General features: G+C 67.4%; 21 protein-coding genes and 1 pseudogene. 16 read left to right on the plus strand and 6 right to left on the minus strand.

Going from position 1 to position 22248, the window contains the following annotated elements; translation table 11 throughout:
* Both EJJ38_RS18095 and EJJ38_RS18100 read left to right on the plus strand, forming a co-directional pair.
* Positions 1-108 (plus strand): annotated as a pseudogene (locus EJJ38_RS18095) (IS5/IS1182 family transposase); the annotation flags it as partial.
* Positions 109-209: 101 nt separating this feature from the next.
* Positions 210-926: an ArsR/SmtB family transcription factor gene (locus EJJ38_RS18100; protein ID WP_127091846.1), complete on the plus strand. Its 717-nt coding sequence runs from the start codon at positions 210-212 to the stop codon at positions 924-926.
* A 6-nt stretch (positions 927-932) separates the two neighbouring features.
* On the opposite strand, the gene EJJ38_RS18105 is transcribed toward EJJ38_RS18100, so the two are convergent.
* The gene (locus tag EJJ38_RS18105) at positions 933-1670 is read right to left on the minus strand and encodes a GntR family transcriptional regulator (RefSeq protein ID WP_164738566.1); all 738 of its coding nucleotides are present in this window, start codon (positions 1668-1670) and stop codon (positions 933-935) included.
* Between the two features lie 359 nt (positions 1671-2029).
* Here EJJ38_RS18105 and EJJ38_RS18110 point away from each other — a divergent pair, with 359 nt between their 5' ends.
* The 13 genes from EJJ38_RS18110 (at position 2030) to EJJ38_RS18170 (ending at position 14856) form a co-directional block, all read left to right on the plus strand.
* Entirely contained in the window at positions 2030-2713 is a 684-nt protein-coding gene (locus tag EJJ38_RS18110) for an HpcH/HpaI aldolase family protein (protein ID WP_164738567.1), read from the plus strand.
* A 34-nt stretch (positions 2714-2747) separates the two neighbouring features.
* On the plus strand, positions 2748-3638 hold the full coding sequence (locus tag EJJ38_RS18115; RefSeq protein ID WP_205666212.1) for a polysaccharide deacetylase family protein: 891 nt from the start codon (positions 2748-2750) through the stop codon (positions 3636-3638).
* Positions 3639-3737: 99 nt separating this feature from the next.
* Positions 3738-4634 carry a polysaccharide deacetylase family protein gene (locus EJJ38_RS18120; protein ID WP_127091849.1) on the plus strand — a complete coding sequence of 299 codons (897 nt, stop codon included), beginning with the start codon at positions 3738-3740 and terminating at the stop codon, positions 4632-4634.
* Positions 4631-5491, plus strand: a complete 861-nt coding sequence (locus EJJ38_RS18125) for a branched-chain amino acid ABC transporter permease (protein WP_127091850.1) — start codon at positions 4631-4633, stop codon at positions 5489-5491. The genes EJJ38_RS18120 and EJJ38_RS18125 overlap by 4 nt, the downstream gene beginning before the upstream one ends.
* On the plus strand, positions 5488-6426 hold the full coding sequence (locus EJJ38_RS18130; RefSeq protein ID WP_127091851.1) for a branched-chain amino acid ABC transporter permease: 939 nt from the start codon (positions 5488-5490) through the stop codon (positions 6424-6426). The genes EJJ38_RS18125 and EJJ38_RS18130 overlap by 4 nt, the downstream gene beginning before the upstream one ends.
* Positions 6427-6464: 38 nt before the next feature.
* Complete coding sequence (locus tag EJJ38_RS18135) at positions 6465-7721, plus strand: ABC transporter substrate-binding protein (protein WP_127092217.1); 1257 nt, start codon at positions 6465-6467, stop codon at positions 7719-7721.
* Between the two features lie 458 nt (positions 7722-8179).
* Entirely contained in the window at positions 8180-8935 is a 756-nt protein-coding gene (locus EJJ38_RS18140; protein ID WP_127091852.1) for an ABC transporter ATP-binding protein, read from the plus strand.
* Entirely contained in the window at positions 8928-9632 is a 705-nt protein-coding gene (locus EJJ38_RS18145) for an ABC transporter ATP-binding protein (protein WP_127091853.1), read from the plus strand. The genes EJJ38_RS18140 and EJJ38_RS18145 overlap by 8 nt, the downstream gene beginning before the upstream one ends.
* A gap of 1 nt (position 9633) precedes the next feature.
* Positions 9634-9834 (plus strand): hypothetical protein, encoded by a 201-nt coding sequence (locus tag EJJ38_RS18150; protein ID WP_127091854.1) that lies wholly within the window; start codon positions 9634-9636, stop codon positions 9832-9834.
* A complete protein-coding gene (locus tag EJJ38_RS18155; RefSeq protein WP_127091855.1) occupies positions 9831-11252 on the plus strand; it encodes an amidase in 1422 nt (473 codons plus the stop codon). The genes EJJ38_RS18150 and EJJ38_RS18155 overlap by 4 nt, the downstream gene beginning before the upstream one ends.
* A gap of 145 nt (positions 11253-11397) precedes the next feature.
* A complete protein-coding gene (locus EJJ38_RS18160) occupies positions 11398-12798 on the plus strand; it encodes an APC family permease (RefSeq protein ID WP_164738568.1) in 1401 nt (466 codons plus the stop codon).
* Positions 12799-12919: 121 nt separating this feature from the next.
* Positions 12920-14176 carry a D-amino acid dehydrogenase gene (locus EJJ38_RS18165; protein WP_127091857.1) on the plus strand — a complete coding sequence of 419 codons (1257 nt, stop codon included), beginning with the start codon at positions 12920-12922 and terminating at the stop codon, positions 14174-14176.
* A 158-nt stretch (positions 14177-14334) separates the two neighbouring features.
* Positions 14335-14856 (plus strand): hypothetical protein, encoded by a 522-nt coding sequence (locus EJJ38_RS18170; RefSeq protein ID WP_127091858.1) that lies wholly within the window; start codon positions 14335-14337, stop codon positions 14854-14856.
* 89 nt (positions 14857-14945) lie between these two features.
* Here EJJ38_RS18170 and EJJ38_RS18175 read toward each other — a convergent pair whose 3' ends face one another.
* The 3 genes from EJJ38_RS18175 to EJJ38_RS18185 all read right to left on the minus strand — a co-directional run bounded on the left by EJJ38_RS18175 (position 14946) and on the right by EJJ38_RS18185 (position 18616).
* Positions 14946-16484 (minus strand): ABC transporter substrate-binding protein/permease, encoded by a 1539-nt coding sequence (locus EJJ38_RS18175; protein ID WP_127091859.1) that lies wholly within the window; start codon positions 16482-16484, stop codon positions 14946-14948.
* 29 nt (positions 16485-16513) lie between these two features.
* On the minus strand, positions 16514-17266 hold the full coding sequence (locus EJJ38_RS18180; RefSeq protein WP_127091860.1) for an amino acid ABC transporter ATP-binding protein: 753 nt from the start codon (positions 17264-17266) through the stop codon (positions 16514-16516).
* 171 nt (positions 17267-17437) lie between these two features.
* Positions 17438-18616 (minus strand): MFS transporter, encoded by a 1179-nt coding sequence (locus tag EJJ38_RS18185; RefSeq protein WP_127091861.1) that lies wholly within the window; start codon positions 18614-18616, stop codon positions 17438-17440.
* A gap of 132 nt (positions 18617-18748) precedes the next feature.
* Between EJJ38_RS18185 and EJJ38_RS18190 the strand changes: the two genes are divergently transcribed.
* Entirely contained in the window at positions 18749-19714 is a 966-nt protein-coding gene (locus EJJ38_RS18190; protein WP_127091862.1) for a LysR family transcriptional regulator, read from the plus strand.
* 177 nt (positions 19715-19891) lie between these two features.
* Here the strand turns inward: EJJ38_RS18190 and EJJ38_RS18195 are convergent, their stop codons facing one another.
* The gene (locus EJJ38_RS18195) at positions 19892-20455 is read right to left on the minus strand and encodes a GNAT family N-acetyltransferase (RefSeq protein ID WP_127091863.1); all 564 of its coding nucleotides are present in this window, start codon (positions 20453-20455) and stop codon (positions 19892-19894) included.
* Positions 20456-20598: 143 nt separating this feature from the next.
* Entirely contained in the window at positions 20599-21729 is a 1131-nt protein-coding gene (locus EJJ38_RS18200) for a type III PLP-dependent enzyme (RefSeq protein WP_127091864.1), read from the minus strand.
* Positions 21730-22248: the final 519 nt, after the last annotated feature.

Below are 22248 nucleotides of genomic sequence, written 5' to 3' on the forward strand. Positions count from 1 at the left end.
TTCGCCAAACTCAAGGACTGGCGCCGCATCGCCACACGCTACGACCGATGCGCCCACACCTTCTTCTCCGCCATCTGCATCGCAGCAACCGTCATCTTCTGGCTCTGATCAATGAGTCCTGAACCTAGCGCGTTTCCGGCGGCAATTGCTTCGGCCGATGCCGAACCATCCATACTGGCGCATGCGCTGCGCGATGCTAGGGTTCAGCCATGTCCAGCATCGCGTCGGGAAACACAATCGCGGAGGTGGGCGGCCTCATGGGCGACGCCGCGCGCGCCAACATGCTCATGGCCCTCATGGGCGGGCAGGCGCTCACCGCCGGAGAGCTTGCGCGGGTGGCGCGGATCACCCCCCAGACGGCCAGTGGACATCTTGCGAAGATGATCGAAGGCCGCCTCCTGGCCGTCGAGAAGCAGGGCCGGCATCGCTATTATCGGCTCGCCTCCGGGGAGGTGGCCCATGCCATGCAGGCGCTCATGGCGCTGGCGGCGGACGGGCACCGACGGCACCATCCGCTCGGCCCGCGGGATGCCGCGCTGCGCCTCGCCCGCACCTGCTACGACCACATGGCCGGGCGTCTCGCCGTCGCCATCGCGGACGCGCTATCGGCACAGGACTGCATGGTTCTGTCCGATGGCGCCGCTGTCCTCACGCAGAAGGGACGCGCCGTCCTGGATTCTGTCGGCCTCCCTATGGACGGCACATCCGCGCGCCGTCCCTTGTGCCGCACCTGTCTCGACTGGAGCGAACGCCGCCCGCGTCTGGCCGGTCGCCTCGGCGCGGCCCTGCTCGCGCGCGCGCTGGACTTGGGATGGATCGTGCGCACGCCCGGCAACCGGGCCCTCACGCTTACGGGCCAGGGCGAGGAGGGCTTCCGCCGCGCCTTCTCCCTGCCGGTCGATTGGCGCGCGGGTCCGTCCCCGTAAGTCCTCTCAGCGCCCCCGGCGCGCCATGGGCCGCCCCGACAGCGCACGGACGAGGCTGGTCTTCACGCTGGCGACGTGCTCGCGCATGAGCATTTCCGCGCGATAGGCGTCGCAGGCGAGGATAGCATCATAGATGCGGTGGTGATCGTCGTGGCGACGGCGCACGTCCATATGCTCGAACGAGATGACGTTCCGGTGCGAGGAATGAGGCACCGAATGGCACATGCGGATCATGTCCCCCACCATGCGGCACCGCGCGGCGCTGTGAATGGCCTCGTGGAAGGTGGTGTTCACCGCGCTGTAGGCCAGCTTCTCGTCCTCGCCCAATTCCTGGGACGCGAGGATGTCGTCCCCTTCCGCCAGCACGCGCTCGATGGCCATGCGCTCCGCCTCGGGCAGGCCGCGCTCCGCCGCGAAGCGCGCGGCGAGCGCCTCCATCACCGCACGGATCTCGTAGGCATCCACGATCTCGGCGGTGGAGAAACGGCGTACGGAATAACCGCGATTGGGCGCATATTCGAGCATGCCCTCGCTGGCGAGGCTCTGGAGCGCGGAGCGGATGGGCGTGCGGGAGACGCCAAGCCGCTCGGACAGGCGCACCTCATGCAGGCGGGCGCCGGGCTCGAACTCGCCGGACAGGAGGGCGGTGCGGATCCGGTCGGCGACCGACAAGGTACGGGTCGCCGGGCGCGCCTCGGAGAGAGGCTCGTCCGGAGAAAAATGGTGAAGATCGACGTCCGTCATGAAAGGCATTTCCGGCGCGACGCGGTGCTGCACCGCAACAGGGTCATTTCAATACATTCATGCCACGACCTGCGAAATGGTCAATTGGCACATTGGTGCACGCGCAAATCCTTTTTCAGTGTGTCTTCCCGCTGGGCGGGCACACCAAAAAAGCGGCATCGAACGCCCGATAAAGAGGCTTTCTTTGTATACATTGTAGCTTGACCGACAGGAGATTGTATTCAAACCTTATCCGAGACGCTTCCTGCGCCGGATGACCCGCCCATGCCCCGCATTCTGGCCCGCCCCGCACGCTTCCGGCTCCTCCCGCCTCCGGGCTGGAGCGCCCTCGTGAGCGCGGCCCTGCGGAGGTCTCGCCCGTGACGCGCCACGCCAAGACCGCCATCGAGGCCGGACGGGCGGTGATCGCCGTCAATCCCGGCGGCTGCGCGCTGCCGGTGGTGGACATCATCGCGGCCCACGGGGCGGACTGCCTCTTCATCGATTGCGAGCGCACGGCTGTGGGCATCGAAAGCGTGCCCATGCTGGCCCGCTCGGCCCAGGCGCACGGCCTCTCCGCCGTGGTCCGCTCGCCCTCCCGCGACCCCGCCATCCTCACCCGCTATCTGGATTGCGGCATTGACGGCCTCGTCCTGCCGCAGGTGGAATCCGCCGAGCAGTGCGCCAGCCTGCGCGCCATCGCCCGCGCCGCCACGAAGGGCCGCGAGGGAACGCTTCTGCTGATCGCCCAGATCGAGAGCGTGGAAGGCCATCGGCGCCTCGATGAGATCGCGGGCGCGCCGGGCATCGACCTGATCCTGGTCGGCCCCAACGACCTTGCCCATTCCATGGGCTTCCTCGGCGACACCACCCGCCCGGAAGTGGTGGCGGCGGTGGACGACATCACGGCGCGCCTCGCGGCGCGCGGCGTCGCCTATGGCCTGCCCGTCACCGCCGCCACGGCGGGAGACTGGGTCGGGCGCGGGGCACGCTTCCTCTACGCCTCCCTTGATTCCCTTCTGAAACCCAGCCTCGGCGCCCTGCGTGCCGCGGCGGGCGGTTGACGGTTTTTCCTTCGAGTTTTTGCGGAGAACAAGAATGACAATGCAGCCCAGAGAGCGCGCGCCTTACTCGCCCATCGTGGACCGCCCGCCGCTCAAGCTTCCCGGGAATGCCCGCGTGGTCCTGTGGTCCATCGTGAACCTGGAAGTGTGGGACATCGGCCGCCCCATGGCGCGCCAGGTCATTCCCCCGCCCACCGGCCAGACCCTGCTGCCCGACGTGCCCAATTGGAGCTGGCACGAATACGGCATGCGGGTGGGCGCTTGGCGCTTCTTCAAGCTGTACGAGAAGCTGGGCATCCGCCCCACCCTCTCCATCAATGCGCGGGTGTGCGAGGATTATACGCGCGTCGCCGCCCAGGCGCGGGACGCGGGCTGGGAATTCATGGGCCACGCCTATGACCAGATGCCCATGCACAAGCATGACGACCCGCGCGACATGATCTTCAAGTCCATGGATATCCTGGAGAAATTCACCGGCAAGCGGCCGCGCGGCTGGCTCGGGCCGGGCCTCACCCAGCTCATGGACACGCCGGAAATCCTGGTGGAAGCGGGCGTCAAATATATCGGCGACTGGGTGTGGGACGACGAGCCCGCCACCATCAACACCGCCAAGGGCCCGCTTGTGACGCTGCCCTATACGGTGGAGCACAACGACATCCCCATGATGGCCGTGCACCATCACGAGTCCGCCTACTGGTTCACCCGCTTCAAGGACGCCATCGACCGCCTGCACATGGAAGGCGCCGAGCGCCCGAAGGTCCTGGCAGTGGCGATCCATCCCTACATTTCGGGCCAGCCGCACCGGATCAAGTATCTGGAAGCCATCTACGACTATGCGGCGAGCCTGGGCGACGTTCTGTTCTGGAACGGCGACGACCTGCTGGACTGGTACCAAGGCGAGCGCGCCAAGGGCTATCCCATCTGAGGACAGTGCGCGCGGGCCACGGCCCGCGCCTTGCATCGCCGGCGCCAGAACGGCGCCGGCGCGCCAATCATAAAACCTTTCGCGACCGGGACTTCCTCAATGCTGCCCACCGAGCGCATCGCCTATTCCGCCATCTCCCAACGCCCGAAGCTGCGCCTTCCGGGCGGGGCTCGCATGGCGGTGTGGATCATCGTCAATATCGAGGAATGGAACCCGCGCGAGACCATGCCGCGCACCGTCCTCACCCCGCCCGCGGGCGGGGCACCCATGCCGGACATCCCCAACTGGGCCTGGCACGAATACGGCAACCGGGTGGGCTTCTGGCGCCTGCTGGACGTGTTCGACGACAACAACATTCCGGCCGCCCTCGCCATCAACGGCTCGGCCATCCAGGCCTATGAGCCCATCTCCCGCGCGGCTTTGGACCGGAATTGGGAGTTCATCGGCCACGGCTTCAGCCAGAAGAACATGCAGAAGGTGGAGAACGAGGCGGCGGACATCGTCCGGACGACCAAGGTCATCACCGACTATACCGGAAAGCGCCCGCGCGGCTGGCTCGGGCCGGGCCTCACCGAGACCTGGGAGACCCCGGACCTCCTGGTGGAGACGGGATACGACTACGTGCTCGACTGGGTTCTCGATGACGAGCCCGTGGTCCTGAAGACCCGCACGAAGCCCATCCTCAATATTCCCTACACCCAGGAATGCAACGACGTGGCGATGATGCTGATCCAGCATCACAAGGCGAGCGAATATTACGATCGCGCCATCGACCAGTTCGAGCAGATCTACGAGGATTCCCGGGATTCGGCCCGCATCATGGCGCTGGTCATCCACCCCTACATCATGGGCGCCCCGCACCGCGCGCGTTACTTCCGCAAGGCGGTTGAGCGCATCTGCTCCTATGACGACGTGGCCTTCATGACCGGCGAGCAGATCTATGACTGGTATCTGCGCGAGCGCCCGAACGCCCTCACCGAAGGCGCGGCGGCATGAGCGGCCTCAATACATTTCAACTTCTGAACGGCCTGACGTTCGCGGCGCTGCTCTTCATCGTGGCGTCGGGCTTCACGCTGATCTTCGGCCTGCTGCGCATCGTGAACCTTGCCCACGGCGCGCTTTATCTTCTCGGCGGCTATTGCGCCTATGCGATCGCCTCCACCACCGGCTCCTTCTTCATCGGCCTGCTGGCCGCCATGGTGGCGGTGGCCGTCACCGGCCTCATCCTCGACCAAGGCTTGCTGCGGTTCGTGCGGGGGCATGAATTGCGGCAGGTGCTGCTGACGCTGGGCGTCGGCCTCGTGCTCAACGACATGATGCTGGTGGTGTTCGGCGGCGACACCTACACCGTCCCAACCCCGGAATTCCTGCGCGGAGCATTGCGATTTGCCGGGTTGTTCTACCCCAAATACCGCTTGTTCGTGTTGGTTCTCGGCGTTCTGATCTTCATCCTGCTCTGGCTGCTCCTCAACCGCACCCGGCTGGGCGCCCTCATCCGGGCGGGCGTGGACGACCCCGAGACCATCGAGGCCATGGGGGTGAATATCCGCCGGATCTTCCTGCTCACCTTCATGCTGGGAGCGGCGCTTGCCGGGCTCGGCGGCGCGGTGGGCGGGGCCTTCCTCACCCTCTATCCCAGCGCCGACGCGGAGATCCTCGTCTTCTCGCTGGCGGTGGTCATCATCGGCGGGCGCGGGAGCCTCGTTGGGGCCGCCGTGGGCGCGCTCATGGTGGGCATGCTCAATACGGTGGGACAGGTCATGTTCCCGGAATTCGCCTACTTCGTCATCTTCGGCCCCATGGCGGCGATCCTCGCCTTCCGTCCGCTCGGCCTGTTCGGGAGGACCGCATGAGCGAGATCGGCATTCCACGCCTCGGCCTCGCGGCCATCCTGTTCGGCGCGCTCGCCTTCGCCATCGTGCCGCTGTTCGTGCCCACCTATCAGGTGAGCATCCTCACCGAGGTGCTCATCTATGCGGTGCTGGCCATGTCGGTGGACATTCTCGCCGGCTATGCCGGGCGCACCCCGCTGTGCCTCGGCGCCATCTTCGGCGTGTCCACCTATGTGACGGTCTACTGGACCTCCACCATGGCGGGCTCGCCTTATGTGGGCATGATGCTGGGCATCTGCGCGGCCACCCTGGTGGCCATGGTGTTCGCGCTGCTCGCCATCCGCACCACCGGCGTCTACTTCATCCTGCTCACCTTGGCGCTGGGCATGATCATCTGGGGCATCTGCCTGCGCTGGACCTCGGTGACCGGCGGCGAGAACGGCCTGCGGGGCAATGTGCGCCCGGTGGAACTGGCCGCGCACCTGCCCTTCTACTATGTGGTGTTCGCCGCCGTGGTGGTGATCACCTTCGCCATGTGGCGCTTCGTGCGCTCGCCGTTCGGCCTCACGCTCCGGGGCATCCGGGACAGCGACAGCCGTATGCGCTCGCTCGGCTACAACGTGTCGCTGCACATGTTCATCGCCTTCACCGTCGCCGGCATCTTCGCCGGCGTGGCGGGGGCGCTCTATGCCATGTTCAACGACTTCGTGAGCCCCTCCACCGTTGCCCTGACACAGTCGGTGGAGGGCCTGCTCATGGCCATCACCGGCGGCGCGGGGACGCTGTTCGGCTCCTTCATCGGGGCGCTCGCCATCATCGGCCTGGAGAATGCGGTCAGCCTCTACACGGAGCGCTGGCAGACCGTCATGGGCGTCGCCTTCATCCTCATCATGATCTTCGCCCCCGAGGGCATCCTCGGCGGCATCCGGACCCTGCTCGCGCGAAAGCGGGGCTGAAACAGACCAACCAGATAAAACCAGCAGGAGTGGGACAGATGGATCGCAGGACATTCCTCAAGACCGGCGTCGCGCTTGCGGCGGTGGGCACCGTGGCCTCGCCCTATGTGGCGCGTGCCCAGGGCACCGGCACCATCAAGATCGGCCTCATGGCCCCGCTCACCGGCGTGGTGGCCGCCGGCGGCCGCGAGATGGTGGACGGCTTCCAGATGTACATGGACGAGAAGGGCGGCATGATGGGCGGCCGCAAGGTGGAGGTGATCGTCGAGGACGACGGCGCCAACCCCGACATGGCGCTGCAGAAGGCCCGCCGCCTCGTGGAGCAGTCCGGCGTGAACATGCTGATCGGCAACCTCCTGGCCAATACCGGCCTCGCGGTGGCCAATTACGTGAAGGGCAACGGCATGCCCTACTTCATCCCCATCATCGCCGCCGACGAACTGACCCAGCGCAACCGCATCAAGAACGTGGTGCGCGTGGCCGGCTATACGGGCAGCCAGTTCCCGCGTCCGCTCGCCGACTGGTGCCTGAAGCAGGGCTACAAGAAGGCCGCCACCATCTCCCAGGACTACACGTTCGGCCAGGAGCAGTGCGGCGGCTTCTGCCAGACCTTCACCGAGGGCGGCGGCTCCATCGCCGGACAGTTCTGGCACCCGCTGAACACGTCCGACTTCTCGCCCTATCTGGGCCAGCTCGCCAATCTCGGCGTGGACGTGATCTTCGCCATGGAGACCGGCGCGGACGCCACCCGCTTCATGCAGCAATATGCCAATTTCGGCCTGAAGGGCCAGATCCCGCTGGTCGGGGCCATGAACATGACCGACCAGTCGGTGATCCGCACCATGGGCCCGGAAGCGGAAGGCGTCATCGTGGCCGCCCACTTCGCGGAAGGCTCCCCCGCGCCCGTGACGAAGAGCTTCGTCGAGGCGCACATGAAGAAGTACAACAAGTATCCCTCGCTCTACGGCTTCTCCATGTATTCCGGCGCCATGTGGCTGGACGAGGCGGCCAAGACCATCAACGGCAATGTGGAAGACCGCGACGCCTTCCTCGCCGCCGTCTCCAAGACCCAGCTCACCGGCTCGCCGCTCGGCCAGACCGTGAAGCTCGATGATTACGGCAACCCCATCTACGACGTGCACATCCGCAAGGTGGTGAAGAACGCCGACGGCAAGCTCTGGAACGCGCCCATCGCCAACTATCCCAACGTGTCGCAGTTCTGGACCTACAATCCGACCACCTACATGGAGCAGCCGCCTTACTCGCGCACGTTCCAGGGCATCAAGAAGAGCTGAGGCGAGAGGGCCCGGCGCCGCTCCTCGGCGCGCAGCCCCCTCCCCACCCCTCCCCCGCAAGCGGGAGAGGGAGTTTGCCGCGCAAAGGGGGGAGGCTCGCGCCTTTCCCCGATGTGGGAAGACAACGACCTTCTTTCCCCGCGTGCCCTCATCCCCTCTCCCGCGTGCGGGGGAGGGTTAGGGAGGGGGAAGGGCGGATCGTTACCGGGAGAACGGCCCGCTTCGGCGCGCGGCCCCCTCCCCACCCCTCCCCCGCAAGCGGGAGAGGGAGTTTGCCGCGCAAAGGAGGGAGGCTCGCGCCTTTCCCCGATGTTCGAAGCACAACGACCTTCTTCCCCCGCGTGCCCTCATCCCCTCTCCCGCGTGCGGGGGAGGGTTAGGGAGGGGGAAGGAGCCTGCCGCGCAAAGGGGCAAAACTCTCCCGCGCGCCTGACACGCCAACAGAAACGGACCCGCCAGTGAGCGACTTCCTGCAACTCGACACCGTCACCGTGCAGTTCGGTGCCCTGAAGGCGGTGGACAGCGTGTCGATCCGCGTGCGCGAGGGCGAACGGCGGGCCATCATCGGCCCCAACGGCGCCGGAAAGACCACGCTGTTCAACGCCATCACCGGCATGGTGCGCGCCACCACGGGCCGCATCCTGTTCAATGGCGGGGACGTGACCCGCGCGCCCATCCATGAGCGCGCCCGGCGCGGCATGAGCCGCACCTTCCAGATCACCAATCTTTTCCCCAATTTGACGGTCGCCGAGAATATGCGCCTTGCGCTGCGCGGCCTCTCGCCCCGCAAATTCTCCATGTTCGGCCCGCCCGCCTTGACCGACGAGGAAACGGACCGCGCCCGCCGGGCGCTGGAAATCTCCCGCCTCCATTCGCGGCAGAACACCGTGGTGAAGGAAATGTCCTATGGCGAGCAGCGCCAGCTGGAGATGGCCATGGCGCTGGTGGCCCAGCCCAAACTGCTGCTGCTGGACGAGCCCGCCGCCGGCCTTTCCCCCGCCGAGCGCGTCATCGTCTCCGACATCATCCGCGCCTTGCCGCGCGACCTCACCCTCGTGCTCATCGAGCACGACATGGACCTCGTGCTCTCGCTGGTGGACTACGTGACGGTGCTGAACAACGGCAAGCTCCTGGTGGAGGCGCCGCCCTCCGAAATCCGTGTCAACAAGGACGTTCAGGACGTCTATCTGGGCAAGGCGCGCCACGATGCTTGAGGTCAGCGACATCCATTCCTATTACGGCGACGCCCATGTGCTGCACGGCGCGACGCTCAATGTGGGCAAGAGCGAAGTGGTGGCGCTTCTCGGGCGCAACGGCATGGGCAAGACCACGCTCATCCGCTCCGTGATGGGGGTCTCCCCGCCCGGCGTGCGCGCGGGCAGCATCACCTTCAAGGGCCAGCCCATTCTCGGCCTCTCCCCCCATCTCATCGCCAAGCTGGGCGTGGGCTATGTGCCCCAGGGGCGGCGGCTCTTCCCCTCCCTCACCGTCACCGAGCACCTGACCGTGCTGAAGCCCGCCAGCGCCACCCATGGCTGGACCGTGGCGAAGGCGTTCGAGTTCTTCCCGCGCCTCGCGGAGCGCCGCCATCATCGCGGCAACCAGCTTTCCGGCGGCGAGCGGCAGATGCTGGCGGTGGCCCGCGCGCTGATGATCGACCCCGAGCTGATCCTCATGGACGAGCCCTCCGAGGGCCTGGCGCCGGTGATGGTGCAGCACCTGGAAGGCATCATCCAGGTGCTGAAGGATGCGGGCCTCTCCATCCTGCTGGTGGAGCAGAACCTCTACAGCGCCCTCGCCGTCTCCGACCGCGTCTATATCCTGGAGACGGGCCGCGTGGTGCACCACGCCACCTCCGCCGAGATCGGCAAGGAACCGGAGACATTGACCCGCTTCCTGGGCGTGCACTGACATGAGCGACGAGACCGCCCGCGCACTGCTGCGCGAGACGCACGGCGTCACCGTGGATGCCGCCGAGGCCGAGGCGGCGCGGGCGGTGGCGCAGGCGGCGGGGCGCGCGGTCGCCGCCGCCGCCGACCGGCTGATGACCCTGGACGAGACGCCCTGGAGCCTCGACACGCTGCGTGCCCAAACCAAAGGGGAGCGCCCATGACCGCCTCGGAGAGCCTGCACGCCTTGGGGGTGGTGGAAGCGGCGGACGCCGTCGCGAGCGGGGCCGTCTCCGCCGAGGCCCTGGCGCTCTGCGCCCTGGAGCGGCTGGAGCAGATCGGCCCCCGCTTCAACGCCGTGGTGGCGCTCGATGCCGAACCGGCCCTTGAGGCCGCGCGGGCGGTGGACAGGGCGCGGGCGCGGGGCGACGGGCTGGGTCCGCTCGCGGGCGTGCCGCTGGCCCACAAGGACCTGTTCTATCGCGCCGGGCGCACCTGCGCGGGCGGCTCGCTGATCCGCCGGGATTTCGTGCCCGATGAGACCGCCACCGTCCTGGAGCGGCTGGACGCGGCGGGCGCGCTGGATCTCGGGCGGCTGCATCTGGCCGAATTCGCCCTCTCGCCCACGGGCTTCAACGCCCATGACGGGCATGGGCGCAATCCCTGGAGCCTCGACCATTGCTCGGGCGGCTCCTCCTCCGGCTCCGGCGCGGCGGTGGCGGCGCGCCTCGTGAGCGGGGCGCTGGGATCGGACACGGGCGGCTCCATCCGCCATCCCGCCGCCATGTGCGGCATTACCGGCCTGAAGCCCACCCACGGGCTGGTGCCGCTGGCCGGCGCCATGCCCCTCTCGCCCAGCCTCGACACGCTCGGCCCGCTCGCCCGCAGCGCGCGGGACGCGGCGCGGCTGCTGACCGTCATCGCCGGGCCGGACCCGCGCGATGCCTCCACGCTGGCAGCACCCGTGCGCGACTATGAGATGGGGCTCGACGGCGACCTCTCCGGCCTCACCATCGCGGTGCCCGCGGGCTATTATCGCGAGGCGGCGACGCCGGAAATCCTCGCGCTGCTGGATGCGAGCCTCGACGTGCTGAAGGCGCAAGGCGCGCGGGTGGTCGAGACGCATGTGCCGGACATGGCCACCCTGAATGCCATGATGCAATTGGTCATGGGCGTGGAGGCGGCGGCGCTGCATCGCCGCTGGCTGGAGGAGCGGCCGCAGGATTACGGGGCGCAGGTGCGCGCCCGCATCCTGCCGGGCCTGTTCTATCCCGCCACCCGATATGCGGAAGCGCTGATGCTGCGCGCCAAGCTCGCCCGCGAGTGGCTGGACACCGCCATGGCCGGGGCGGACATGGTGCATATTCCCACCCTCGCCGTGCCCGTGCCCACCATCGCCGAGACCACGGAAGGCGCGCCCGCCGACATCGCCGCCGCCATCGGCCGCGTGACCCACTGCACCCGCGCGGTGAATTATCTTGGCCTGCCCTCCCTGAGCCTGCCCTGCGGCTTCACGGGAAGCGGCATGCCCGCCGCCTTCCAACTGGTGGGCCGCCCCTTCGGCGAGGCCCTGCTGCTGAAAGCGGGCGACGCCTACCAGCGCGCCACCCCCTTCCACCGCGCGGTGCCGCCGGGCTGCTAGAGCTGCTTCCCCCACCGCGAAGCGACCGAACGCCCAATCGCGCGGCAGGGGGCGCCCGCTTTTACCTCTTGCCTCGGGACACCCGGACGCGGTCTGGTAGGAATGTGGAGCGGCATCGATCATGCCGCCTGTCGGGGGACAGCGAGTGTCTGGGTCACTGAAGAAGGGGGCGCTCGGCCTCCTCGACACCTTGATCATGGCTGTGGCGGGCTCGGCCCCGGCCTATTCGATCACCGCCAGCACGGCTGCCCTTGTGGCGGCGGTGGGCGTTGCCGGGCCAGCCGCGCTCTGGGTGGCGTTCCTGCCCATGATCGGCATCACCGTCGCCTTCTCCTATCTCAACAAATGGCGCTCCGATGCGGGCGCCGCCTATGCCTGGGTGGGGCGCGCCATCCATCCCGCGCTGGGCTTCCTCTCCGGCTGGGCGCTGCTGAGCCTCTCCACCATCTTCATGGTGGCCGCCGCATTGCCGGCGGGCGAGGCGACGCTCGATCTGTTCGCGCCGGGCGAGCTGCACAGCGTGACCTGGGCCACCGGCATCGGCGTGGTCTGGTTCCTGGGCGTGCTGACGCTGGTCACCATCGGCATCACCGCCACCGCCCGCGTGCAGGTGGCCATGACGCTGCTGGAGCTGGGCGCGCTGCTGCTGGTGGGCACGCTCGCCATCTGGAACGCCAGCGCGGCCCCTGTGGCGGCTTTCTCCTGGGACTGGTTCCTGCCCACGAGCTTCCCGAGCTTCCAGGCCTTTTCCGCCGGCATGCTGGTGGCGGTGTTCTATTATTTCGGCTGGGACGTGTCCTCCAACCTCGCCGAGGAGACCGCCGACGGCGAGAAGAATGCCGGGCTCGGCGGCATGGTCGGCGTGCTGGTCATCTTCCTGATCTTCATCCTGATCCAGGTGGCGGTGCAGATGGCGCTCACCCCCGCGCAGGTGCAGGCCAACAGCGCCAATCTCATGCCCGCTCTCGGCCATGCGGCGCTGCCGGGGGCCTGGGCCTCCATCGCCGTCCTCGCGGTGATGGTGAGCGCGGTGGCGACGCTGGAAACCCAGCTCCTGCAATGCACGCGCCTGCTCTATTCCATGGCGCGTGACCGCGTGATCGGGCCGTCCATGGGGCATCTGCACCCGCGCTTCCAGACCCCGTGGCTGGCCGGCTTCGCAGTGGCGGGCGTGTCGCTGCTGCTGTTCGCGGTGTCGGCCACCGTGCCCACCATCAACCTGCTCATGAGCGACCTCATCAACGCCATCGGCGTGCAGGTGTCCTTCTATTACTCCATGGCCGGCATTGCCTGCGCCTGGTACTACCGCAAGGTGCTGCTGACGGACTGGCGGGTGTTCGTGTTCGCCGGGTTCATCCCCCTGGCGTCCGCGCTGTTCGTCGCCTGCGTCGGGCTTTACCAGTTGCCGCAACTGGGCTGGCGCGTCTGCGCCATCAGCATCGGCACCATCGTCATCGGCCTCGTCCCGCTCTGGTATTATCGCCGCCGCTACGGCAGCCGCTTCTATACGGACCCGCCGGAATGCGCCGAGGCCCCGCCGCGATAGGAAGAGCTGTCACATCCACAAGCGGCCCCTGCGGCTTTATTGGGCTCGAAAGCGCCATGCGAGAGGCTTAGGCTTCATCTGAGCCGTGCGCGGGGTGTGCGGTCGAGCTGTGAGGACCATCATGAAGGTTGTGATCCTGGGGTCGGGTGTCATCGGTGTCAGTCTTGCCTATTACCTCGCCGAAGGCGGCCACGAGGTGGAGGTGGTGGACCGGCAGAGCGGGCCGGCCCTGGAAACCAGCTTCGGAAATGCGGGCGAAGTGTCCCCCGGCTATTCCTCCCCCTGGGCCGGGCCGGGACTGCCCTTCAAGGCCATCAAGTGGCTGGCCATGGAGCATGCGCCGCTGGTGGTGCGCTGGTCGCGCATGAACCCCGCCATGGCGCTGTGGGGCCTCAAGCTGCTGCGCAACTGCACCACCCACCGCTACGAGGTGAACAAGGGCCGCATGGTGCGCATCGCGGAATATAGCCGCGACTGCCTCCTGGCCCTGCGCCAGAAGACCGGCCTGCAATATGACGCCCGCATGCAGGGCACCCTGCAGCTGTTCCGCACCCAGGAGCAGATGGACCATATCCACGGCGACACGGAAGTGCTCGACCGCTACGGCGTGCCCTATGAGGTGCTGGACCCCGCCGGCTGCATCGCCGTGGAGCCGGCTTTGGCGCGGGTGCGCGAGAAGTTCGTGGGCGGCCTGCGCCTGCCCCATGACGAGACCGGCGACTGCTTCAAGTTCACCAACGCCCTGGCGGACCTCGCCGCGGCCAAGGGCGTGCGCTTCACCTTCGGCCGCTCCATCCTCTCCATCGAGCAGGACAAGGGCGCCATCACCGGCGTCGTGACCGATGCGGGGCGGATCGTGGCCGATGCCTATGTGATGGCGCTCGGCTCCTATTCGCCGCGCTTCCTCAAGCCGCTGGGCATCTCCATCCCGGTCTATCCGGTGAAGGGCTATTCGCTCACCGTTCCCATCACGGACCCGGCGGGCGCGCCGGAATCCACCGTCATGGACGAGACCTTCAAGGTGGCCGTCACCCGCCTCGGCGACCGCATCCGCATCGGCGGCACGGCGGAACTGGGCGGCTTCGACCTGTCGCTCCATCCCGAGCGCCGCGCCACCCTGGAGCATGTGGTGGGCGACCTCTTCCCGGACGGCGGCGATGGCAAGGCGGGCACCTTCTGGACCGGCCTTCGCCCCATGACACCCGACGGCACGCCGCTGCTCGGCCCCACCCGCTATCCCAACCTGCACCTCGCCACCGGCCACGGCACGCTGGGCTGGACCATGGCGGCGGGCACCGGCCGGGCCATGGCGGACCTGCTTTCCGGCCGCAAGCCGGAGATCGACATGGACGGCCTCACCATCGCCCGCTACGGCTGAACCGCGCGGAGCCACATCTGCGCCGCGCCCGACGTTCCTGTCGGCGCGGCGCAGTCGTTTCGTAATTTAGTGTAATAAAACAAGCCGAGGCAGGTCACGAAACACACATATATCTTCGTATAGATCCGCCCATTGCCTTCGGATCTTACGAGACCCTCATGACTTTCCCCGGCACCTTGAAGACCATCCTCGTTTACGGATGTCTCAGCCTCGCGTCCCTCACGCCGGCTGTCGCGCAATCGGGCGGGGGAAGCGGGGGCTCCAACGAGACCCGCCATGGTGCCTGGACCTTCTTCACCCGGCCCGACCCGCAATCCAAGAAGACCGAATACACCATCTACAATCCGGCCCAGAAGGTGGAGAACGTGGCCCTGATGTTCCGCTGCACCCCGAACGGGCTGTGGGGCTTCCTCTTCGACGGCACGCAGCACAAGGCCGGGGCGGCCCTCAAGGTCAGCTTCAAGTTCGACGGCAAGACCACCCAGGCGGTGGAGGCGGCGGCCGGAGACGGCGATCCCGTCATCATGCTGCGCGTGACCGACGCGCTGATCAGCGACCTCATCAAGGCCCGCACATTCTCCATCACCGCCAGCGGCGAGGGCCCGGCCAAGACCTACAGTTTCGACAATGCGGAAGCACAGGCGGTCTTCCTGCTGTTTTCCCAGAACTGCCAGGGATGACGGTCTAGGGACTGATAGAAGCGAAGAGGCCCTCCCCCGCATGACGGGAGAGGGCCTTTTGGGTCACGCGGGCGAAGCGGCGCCCGCCGTCACTTCCGGCCGGTGGTGCGCACCGTGCCGCGGCTCACATGCTTCTCGGCCCAGCGGGCGAGGCGCACGAAGGGCAGGCCCAGCAGCAGATAGACCGCCGCCACCAGAAGGCCGGTGCCGAAATAGTCGTAATAGGTGGTGGAGATCTGTTCGTAGGTCTTGGTCAGCTCCACCAGCGAGATCACGGAGACCAGCGAGGAATCCTTGATCAGCGAGATGAAGTCATTGGTGGTGGGCGGCAGGACGATGCGCGCCGCCTGGGGAATGATGACGTTCCGCAGCGCCTGCCGCTCGGTCATGTTGAGGGCGATGGCGGTTTCCATCTGGTGGCGCGGAATGGCCAGCAGGCCCGCCCGGTAATTCTCCGCCTCATAGGCCGCGTAATTCAGCCCCAGCGCCAGCACGCCCGCCACGAACGGGTCCAGCTGGATGCCGATCTTGGGCAGGCCGTAATAGATGAACAGCACCTGGATGAGCAGCGGGGTGCCGCGCACCACCTCGATATAGACCTGGGCGAAGCGGTCCAGCACCGTGCCGCCATAGACGCGGCAGAGCGCCAGGGTCGCGCCCAGCGCCACGGCGAGGATCATGGCCAGGATGGAGATTTCCATGGTCATGACCGCCGCCCAGAAGAGCTGCGGCAGGAAGCGGATATAGCGCTCGATCTGCGCCTTCCAGCCGCGCGGCTGGGTCTCTTCCACGAAATTGGTATAGGCGGTGGGCTGCACCTGCATGGGGCGGGTATCGCCGGTCACCTGGGCCATCATGGGCGTCCAGATGGCCCATTTGTCCAGGATCTTGCGCATCTCGCCGTCCTGAATCATCTGCGAAATGCCGCTGTTCAGCTCCGCGAGCAGCTTGGGATTGCCACCCTTCTTCACCGCGATGCCGTATTCGATGCGGCCCACCGGCGTGCCGGTGAACTGGAGGGCATCGTCGGGCTGGGCGTAATAGACCGCGATGGGGAAATCCATCACGGTGGCGTCGATGCGCTTCAGCTTGAGATCGGAATAGGCGTCGATCTCTTCCTCATAGGAGCGCACGTCGATGCCGCCAAAATTGCGCAGCACCCGCTCCATCTGGCTGGATTTCAGCGTGCCCACGCTCTTGCCGCGCAGCTGTTCCAGCCCAGCCACCTCCGGATCGCCCTTGCGGATCACGATCTGGCCGTAGGTGACGTAATAGGGAATGGTGAAATCCGCCGCCGCCTGATGCTCGGGCGTGATCTCAAGGCCGTTGATCACCGCATCGTAGAGGCCCGCATTGAGGCCGGGGATGAGGTTGCTCCAGTCATTCTGCACGAACTCGACCGCGCGGCCGAGTTCCTTGCCGATCTGGGTCATGATGTCCGACTCGAACCCGACGACGATGTTCGGGTCCGCCGGATCCTTGAAGGTATAGGGCGCGCCCGACGTGGCATCGCCGCCATAGCGGATGGTGGGCCCGCCGAAGGTGGGGGCGGCGGCCGGAGCCTGGGTCTGGGCGATGGCCGAGGTGAGCGAGCAGAGCGTGAGAAGGGCTGCGAAGACGAGGCGCATGGCGGTCCCCGAAGAGGAGAGGAAAAGGATCAGACGAAGCGGCGCAGAAACTGGCGCGTGCGCGGATCCTTGGGATTGGTGAACATCTCGTCCTCGTCGGAGATTTCGACGATGTCGCCCTTCTCCATGAAGATGATGTAGTCGGAGGCGTCGCGCGCGAAGCGCATCTCGTGGGTGACGCAGATCTGCGTCATGCCCTCATTGTCCAGCTCCTTCATCACATCCAGCACCTCGTCCACGAGGCCGGGATCGAGCGCGGAGGTGGGCTCGTCATAGAGCATGATGCGCGGCGCCATGGCGAGCGCGCGGGCGATGGCGCCGCGCTGCTGCTGGCCGCCGGACAGATTGATGGGGAAGCGGTCGCGCTGCTCGTAGAGGCCCACCTTGCGCAGCAGGCGCTCGGCATTGGCGAGTGCCTCGGCCTCCTTCACGCCCTTCACCACCATGGGCGCCATCATCACATTCTGGATGAGCGTCTTGTGGGGGAAGAGCTGGTATTGCTGGAACACCATGCCCACGTTGCGGCGCAGGCGGTGGGAGACCTCGCCGGGAATCTCCGGCGCCCCGACCTTGCGCTCCATGCGCACGCCGCACGCCTCGATGGCCCCGGAATCGATGGTCTCCAGCCCGTTCAGGCAGCGCAGGAGCGTGGACTTGCCGCAACCGGAGGGACCGATGATGGAGACAAGGTCCCCTTCCTCGATCTGGAAGCTGACGCCCTTGAGAATCTGAGTGGTGTCGAACGACTTATGAACGTTTTCGACCCGCAGGATCGGCTGCATGAAGAGTGTCCCCCCGCGGCATGGAACCGCCAGCGTCCCACCGCGTAATGACGCAGCGTGACAGTGAGGTGACAATCTTCCTGTACCTCCGATCTTCCGCAAGGGAGGAACGTCATTCCCAGCGTGCGCAGGAATGACCGGCACACGCGGGGAGGGAAAACCGGGGCGGACCTACTGGGCAGGGACCGCCGCCGCGCGCTGCTTGTCGCCCAGCCGCACCGCGCCATAGGCGACCCCCGCCGCCGCCAACGGCACAATGGCCGCCACCCAGGGAATGGCGCCGAGACCCGGCCCGTGGTCGATCACCGCCCCGCCCAGCCACGCGCCGATGGCGTTGCCCAGGTTGAAGGCCGCGATATTGAAGGAGGAGGCGAGGCTCTGCCCCGCGCCCTCCGCCTTCTCCAGCACCCACATCTGGAGCGGCGCCACGGTGGCGAAGGCGGCCGCGCCGAACAGGCCCATGGCCACCACCGCCGCGATCTTCCCGTGGATGGCGAAGGTCATCAGCGCGAGCACCAGCGAAAGCACGATGAGCGTGCCGAACACGGTGGGCACCAGACGCCGGTCGGCGAGCCGCCCGCCCAGCAGGTTGCCCACCACGAGGCCGCCGCCGAACACCAGCAGGATGGGCGAGACCGCCGCCTCCGAGAAGCCGGTGATCTGGGTGAGGATGGGCGCCACATAGGTGAAGCCCGCGAACACGCCCACCCAGCTCAGCACTGTGGTGAGAAGTCCCAACAGCAGAGCGGGGCGCGCCATCACGGCAAGGTCCGCCTTCAGGCTGCTCTTCTCCTCCTGCGCGCCGGTATCCTTGGGCACGAGCAGCGCGATGACCGCCACGGCGAGGATGCCGATAATTGTCACCGCCCAGAAGGTGGCGCGCCAGCCGAAGGCCTGGCCGAGCCAGGTGCCCAGCGGCACGCCCAGGATGTTGGCGACCGTCAGGCCCGTGAACATGATGGCGATGGCGCTCGCCTTGCGCTCGGGCGCCACAAGCCCGGTGGCCACCACCGAGCCGACGCCGAAGAAGGTGGCATGGGCGAAGGCGGTGAGCACCCGCGCGGCCATGAGGAAGGTGTAGTCGGGCGCCAGCGCGCAGGCGAGATTGCCCAGGGTGAACACCACCATGAGCCCCACCAGCACCGCCTTGCGGGGCCAGCGGCCGGTGAGGATGGTGAGCAGCGGTGCGCCCACCACCACCCCCAGCGCATAGCCGGAAATGAGCAGGCCCGCGGCGGAGATGGAGACGTGAAGGTCGGCGCTCACCTCCAGCAGGAGGCCCATGATGACGAATTCGGTGACGCCGATGCCGAAGGCCCCGGCGGTGAGGGCGTATAGCGCGATAGGCATGGAATGGATTCCGGGACTGACGGTGGGGCGACCGGCCACACGGCCGCGCCCCCTTTCGCATTGCAACATGACGATGCCGGTGCTTTTGAACTAGTCTCTCGGAATGCACATCATCTGTGAGATGAATTCATCATGGCCCGCATGGACGTGAACCGCTCCGGCGAGCTGGAAGTGTTCGTGCGCGTGGTGGAGCGCGGCGGCTTCTCGGCTGCCGCCCGCACGCTGCGCATGAGCCCCTCGGCGGTGAGCAAGCTGGTCTCCCGGCTGGAGGCGCGGCTCGGCGCGCGGCTGGTGCAGCGCTCCACACGCCGCCTGGAACTGACGCCGGAAGGTCGCGCCTTCTATGAGCGGGGCGTGGGCATTCTCGCGGAACTGGAGGCGGCCGAGCGCGCCGCCTCGGCCAGCGAGCTGGCGGCCGGGCATTTGAAGGTCACCACCCATGTGCCGTTCGGCGTGGGCTTCCTGCTGCCCGCCCTGCCGCCCTTCCTCGCCGCCCATCCGCGCGTGAGCGTGGAGGCGGTGCTGACCGACAAGGTGGTGGACCTGCTGGAGGACCGCACCGACATCGCGGTGCGCTCGGGCCCGCTGAAAAGCTCGCGGCTGGTGGCCCGCAAGCTGGGCGAGACGCGCATGGCCATCGTCGCCGCGCCCGATTACCTCGCCCGCATGGGCCGTCCCGAGACACCCGGCGCGCTGGAGGGGCATAACCGCCTCTCCTTCTGCTATGCGCGGGAGAATGACGGCTGGCCGCTGCGCACCGAAGGCGGCATCACCCGCCACATGCCCCTGGGCAACGCCACGGTGAGCGACGGGGAAAGCCTGCGGCGGCTGGTGGTGGAAGGGCTCGGCCTTGCCCGGCTCGGCGTGTTCCAGGTGGCGCGGGACATCGCGGAAGGCCGCCTCGTGCCGGTACTGGAGGCGTTCAATCCCGGCGATCTCGATCCGCTGCACGCGGTCTATATGGGCCAGGGCGGTCCCCTGCCCGCGCGGGTGCGGGCCTTTCTCGACCATCTTTCCGGCCATGTGGCCCCGCGCTTCGCGGCGCTCGGCCGCGCGGACCCGGAGACGCTTGCCGCTACGGGTCGCCTGCCGGACTGAAAAACGGAAGAAGCCGCCGGTGGGCGGGGGACCACCGGCGGTTCACGGACGGCGGACGGGGAGGCCCGGCCGCGTCACGTTCTGGATCAACGGGACCGGTCTTCGACCGGCCCCGAGCGGGTTTCGCTCAAGCGCCGCGCGGGCTTTGCCGAGGCCCCCCACGGGAGGGCGTTGGCCTCACGCCGCGCTGGCGGCGGCGATGAGGTCGGCGAGGGACGGAACGGCCACCTGGGCGCCCGTGGGGCTGATGAGGCCGCGCGCGCCGTCCAGCGCACCGGCCTTCAGCTCCAGGCCGAGCAGGCGGTGGCGCTCATAGGTGCCGGGCATCCACAGCGCGCCGGTCTTCTGCGCGGAGAAGCCGAAGCGCGCATAATAAGGCGCGTCGCCCACCAGCAGGATGGTGTCATGGCCCCGCGCGCGGGCGGTGCCGATGGCAGCCTCCATGAGGCGCGCACCCAGGCCGCAGGCGCGGAACCAGGGATGCACGGCGAGCGGGCCCAGAAGAAGGGCGGGCTTGCCGGGGCCGGCGGTGACATGCCACAGGCGCACGGTGCCGACGAGGCGACCGTCCGGGCCATGGGCGGCGAGCGAAAGTCCGTCCGCGGGCAGGCGCCCCTCGCGGATGCGCTCGGACGACTTCAGGTGACGCTCCGGCATGCACAGGTCCAGCAGGGACTCACGCGCGGCAGCCTCTTCCCATTTCTCAGCGACAATCTCAGTCACGGGCACCTCCTGTGCCATAACCGAAGGCCGAAAGACGCCGACCCGGCCGGGCATAGGCCCGGCCATCATGTCCCTTGCGAGGCGCATGCGTGCCTCTGCCACATGGCAGGGCTGCGCAAACGCCGCGCGCGGCAGGGTCGGAACGGAAGCCGTGATCTCGATCAGATCACGTAGGACTTCAGCGGCGGGAAGCCGTTGAAGGCCACGGCCGAATAGGTCGTGGTGTAGGCGCCGCAAGCCTCGATGAGGATCTTGTCGCCAATGGAGAGGGACACCGGCAGGTCCACCGGGGTCTTCTCGTAGAGCACGTCCGCCGAATCGCAGGTGGGACCGGCCAGCACGCAGGGGGCGGTGTCGTCACCGTCGCGCGGGGTGCGCAGCGGGTAGCGGATCGCCTCGTCCATGGTCTCGGCGAGACCGCCGAACTTGCCGATGTCCAGATAGACCCAGCGCACCGCCTCGCCTTCCGCCTTGCGGGAGATGAGCACCACTTCGGTCTCGATCATGCCGGCATTGCCGACCATGCCGCGCCCGGGCTCCATGATGGTCTCGGGAATGGCATTGCCGAAATGCTTGCGCAGGGCGTCGAAGATGGCTTCGCCATAGGCCTTCGCGGACGGCACGTCCTGGAGATACTTGGTGGGGAAGCCGCCGCCGAGATTGACCATGGACAGCGAGATGCCGCGCTCCGCGCACTCGGCGAAGATGCCGGCGGCGGACGAGAGCGCCTGGTCCCAGGCATTCACGTTCTTCTGCTGCGATCCCACATGGAAGGACACGCCATAGGCCTGGAGGCCGAGCCGGTGCGCGTGCTCCAGCACGTCCACGGCCATTTCGGGCTCGCAGCCGAACTTGCGCGAGAGCGGCCATTCGGCGCCCGCGCCGTCGCACAGGATGCGGCAGAACACCTTGGCGCGCGGGGCGACGCGGGCGATCTTCTCGACCTCCTCGTAGCAATCCACGGCGAACAGGCGCACGCCCATCTTGTAGGCGCGCTCGATGTCGCGCTCCTTCTTGATGGTGTTGCCGAAAGAGATGCGCTCGGCGCTCGCGCCCGCCGCGAGGGCAAGCTCGATCTCCACAACCGAGGCGGTGTCGAAGCACGAGCCCATGTCCGCCAGCGCCTTCAGGACGGCGGCGTCGGGATTCGCCTTCACGGCATAGAAGACGCGGGTGTCCGGCAGCGCGCGCGAAAACGCGGCATAGTTGGCGCGGACCACGTCCAGATCGACGACGACGCAGGGACCATCCTCACGTCGGGTCTTGAGAAACTCGCGGATGCGATCGGTCATGGAAACCTCCCCGTGACCTGAAGCCTCGTGAAGCGCGGGGTTCCGCGCGACGACAGGACGGACATGCCTTCTGGGCCTGTCCGGGACACGCGCTCGCGGGAGGAAGGCGGTGTGGAGGCGCCAACATCCCGACGGGCCGTGCCCGCTTCGCCGGTCTCAAACCGGCCGCATCTTCGCGCCGAATGCATCCCCTGCCGCGAATCGGCGACAAGCCGATGCGAAGCATGAAGTGAGGACGCGCGCGCTTGGAGAAGGAGTGATCCCGCTCCGCACGGCCGGCAAGAAGTAGTGCCTCTTCAGTAACGCCGACCTTTGGAGGGCCGACTGAGACCAAAAAAGCCCTTACGTCGTTGCTTCAAGTCACGTCCCCCGCGTGAGGAGCGGGGTGTGCCGGTTCCCTCCGGCTATCGATCGTCCTGGCAGCTTTCCGGCCTCTTGTCCGGAGTTCCACCGATCGACACGCAACCACAGGCACGTGCGAATTTGGGCAACCGCGATGTATGAAATTTCGCCCGCCTC

This window comes from Aquabacter cavernae, assembly GCF_003993795.1.
Lineage (GTDB): Bacteria > Pseudomonadota > Alphaproteobacteria > Rhizobiales > Xanthobacteraceae > Aquabacter > Aquabacter cavernae.

Excerpts from the sequence above, each read along its gene's own strand:
- EJJ38_RS18100 (WP_127091846.1), top strand. The coding sequence starts at position 210 with ATGTCCAGCATCGCGTCGGGAAACACAATCGCGGAGGTGGGCGGCCTC.
- EJJ38_RS18105 (WP_164738566.1), bottom strand. The coding sequence starts at position 1,670 with ATGACGGACGTCGATCTTCACCATTTTTCTCCGGACGAGCCTCTCTCC.
- EJJ38_RS18115 (WP_205666212.1), top strand. The coding sequence starts at position 2,748 with ATGACAATGCAGCCCAGAGAGCGCGCGCCTTACTCGCCCATCGTGGAC.
- EJJ38_RS18120 (WP_127091849.1), top strand. The coding sequence starts at position 3,738 with ATGCTGCCCACCGAGCGCATCGCCTATTCCGCCATCTCCCAACGCCCG.
- EJJ38_RS18125 (WP_127091850.1), top strand. The coding sequence starts at position 4,631 with ATGAGCGGCCTCAATACATTTCAACTTCTGAACGGCCTGACGTTCGCG.
- EJJ38_RS18130 (WP_127091851.1), top strand. The coding sequence starts at position 5,488 with ATGAGCGAGATCGGCATTCCACGCCTCGGCCTCGCGGCCATCCTGTTC.
- EJJ38_RS18135 (WP_127092217.1), top strand. The coding sequence starts at position 6,465 with ATGGATCGCAGGACATTCCTCAAGACCGGCGTCGCGCTTGCGGCGGTG.
- EJJ38_RS18145 (WP_127091853.1), top strand. The coding sequence starts at position 8,928 with ATGCTTGAGGTCAGCGACATCCATTCCTATTACGGCGACGCCCATGTG.
- EJJ38_RS18150 (WP_127091854.1), top strand. The coding sequence starts at position 9,634 with ATGAGCGACGAGACCGCCCGCGCACTGCTGCGCGAGACGCACGGCGTC.
- EJJ38_RS18155 (WP_127091855.1), top strand. The coding sequence starts at position 9,831 with ATGACCGCCTCGGAGAGCCTGCACGCCTTGGGGGTGGTGGAAGCGGCG.
- EJJ38_RS18165 (WP_127091857.1), top strand. The coding sequence starts at position 12,920 with ATGAAGGTTGTGATCCTGGGGTCGGGTGTCATCGGTGTCAGTCTTGCC.
- EJJ38_RS18170 (WP_127091858.1), top strand. The coding sequence starts at position 14,335 with ATGACTTTCCCCGGCACCTTGAAGACCATCCTCGTTTACGGATGTCTC.
- EJJ38_RS18175 (WP_127091859.1), bottom strand. The coding sequence starts at position 16,484 with ATGCGCCTCGTCTTCGCAGCCCTTCTCACGCTCTGCTCGCTCACCTCG.
- EJJ38_RS18180 (WP_127091860.1), bottom strand. The coding sequence starts at position 17,266 with ATGCAGCCGATCCTGCGGGTCGAAAACGTTCATAAGTCGTTCGACACC.
- EJJ38_RS18185 (WP_127091861.1), bottom strand. The coding sequence starts at position 18,616 with ATGCCTATCGCGCTATACGCCCTCACCGCCGGGGCCTTCGGCATCGGC.
- EJJ38_RS18190 (WP_127091862.1), top strand. The coding sequence starts at position 18,749 with ATGGCCCGCATGGACGTGAACCGCTCCGGCGAGCTGGAAGTGTTCGTG.
- EJJ38_RS18195 (WP_127091863.1), bottom strand. The coding sequence starts at position 20,455 with ATGGCACAGGAGGTGCCCGTGACTGAGATTGTCGCTGAGAAATGGGAA.
- EJJ38_RS18200 (WP_127091864.1), bottom strand. The coding sequence starts at position 21,729 with ATGACCGATCGCATCCGCGAGTTTCTCAAGACCCGACGTGAGGATGGT.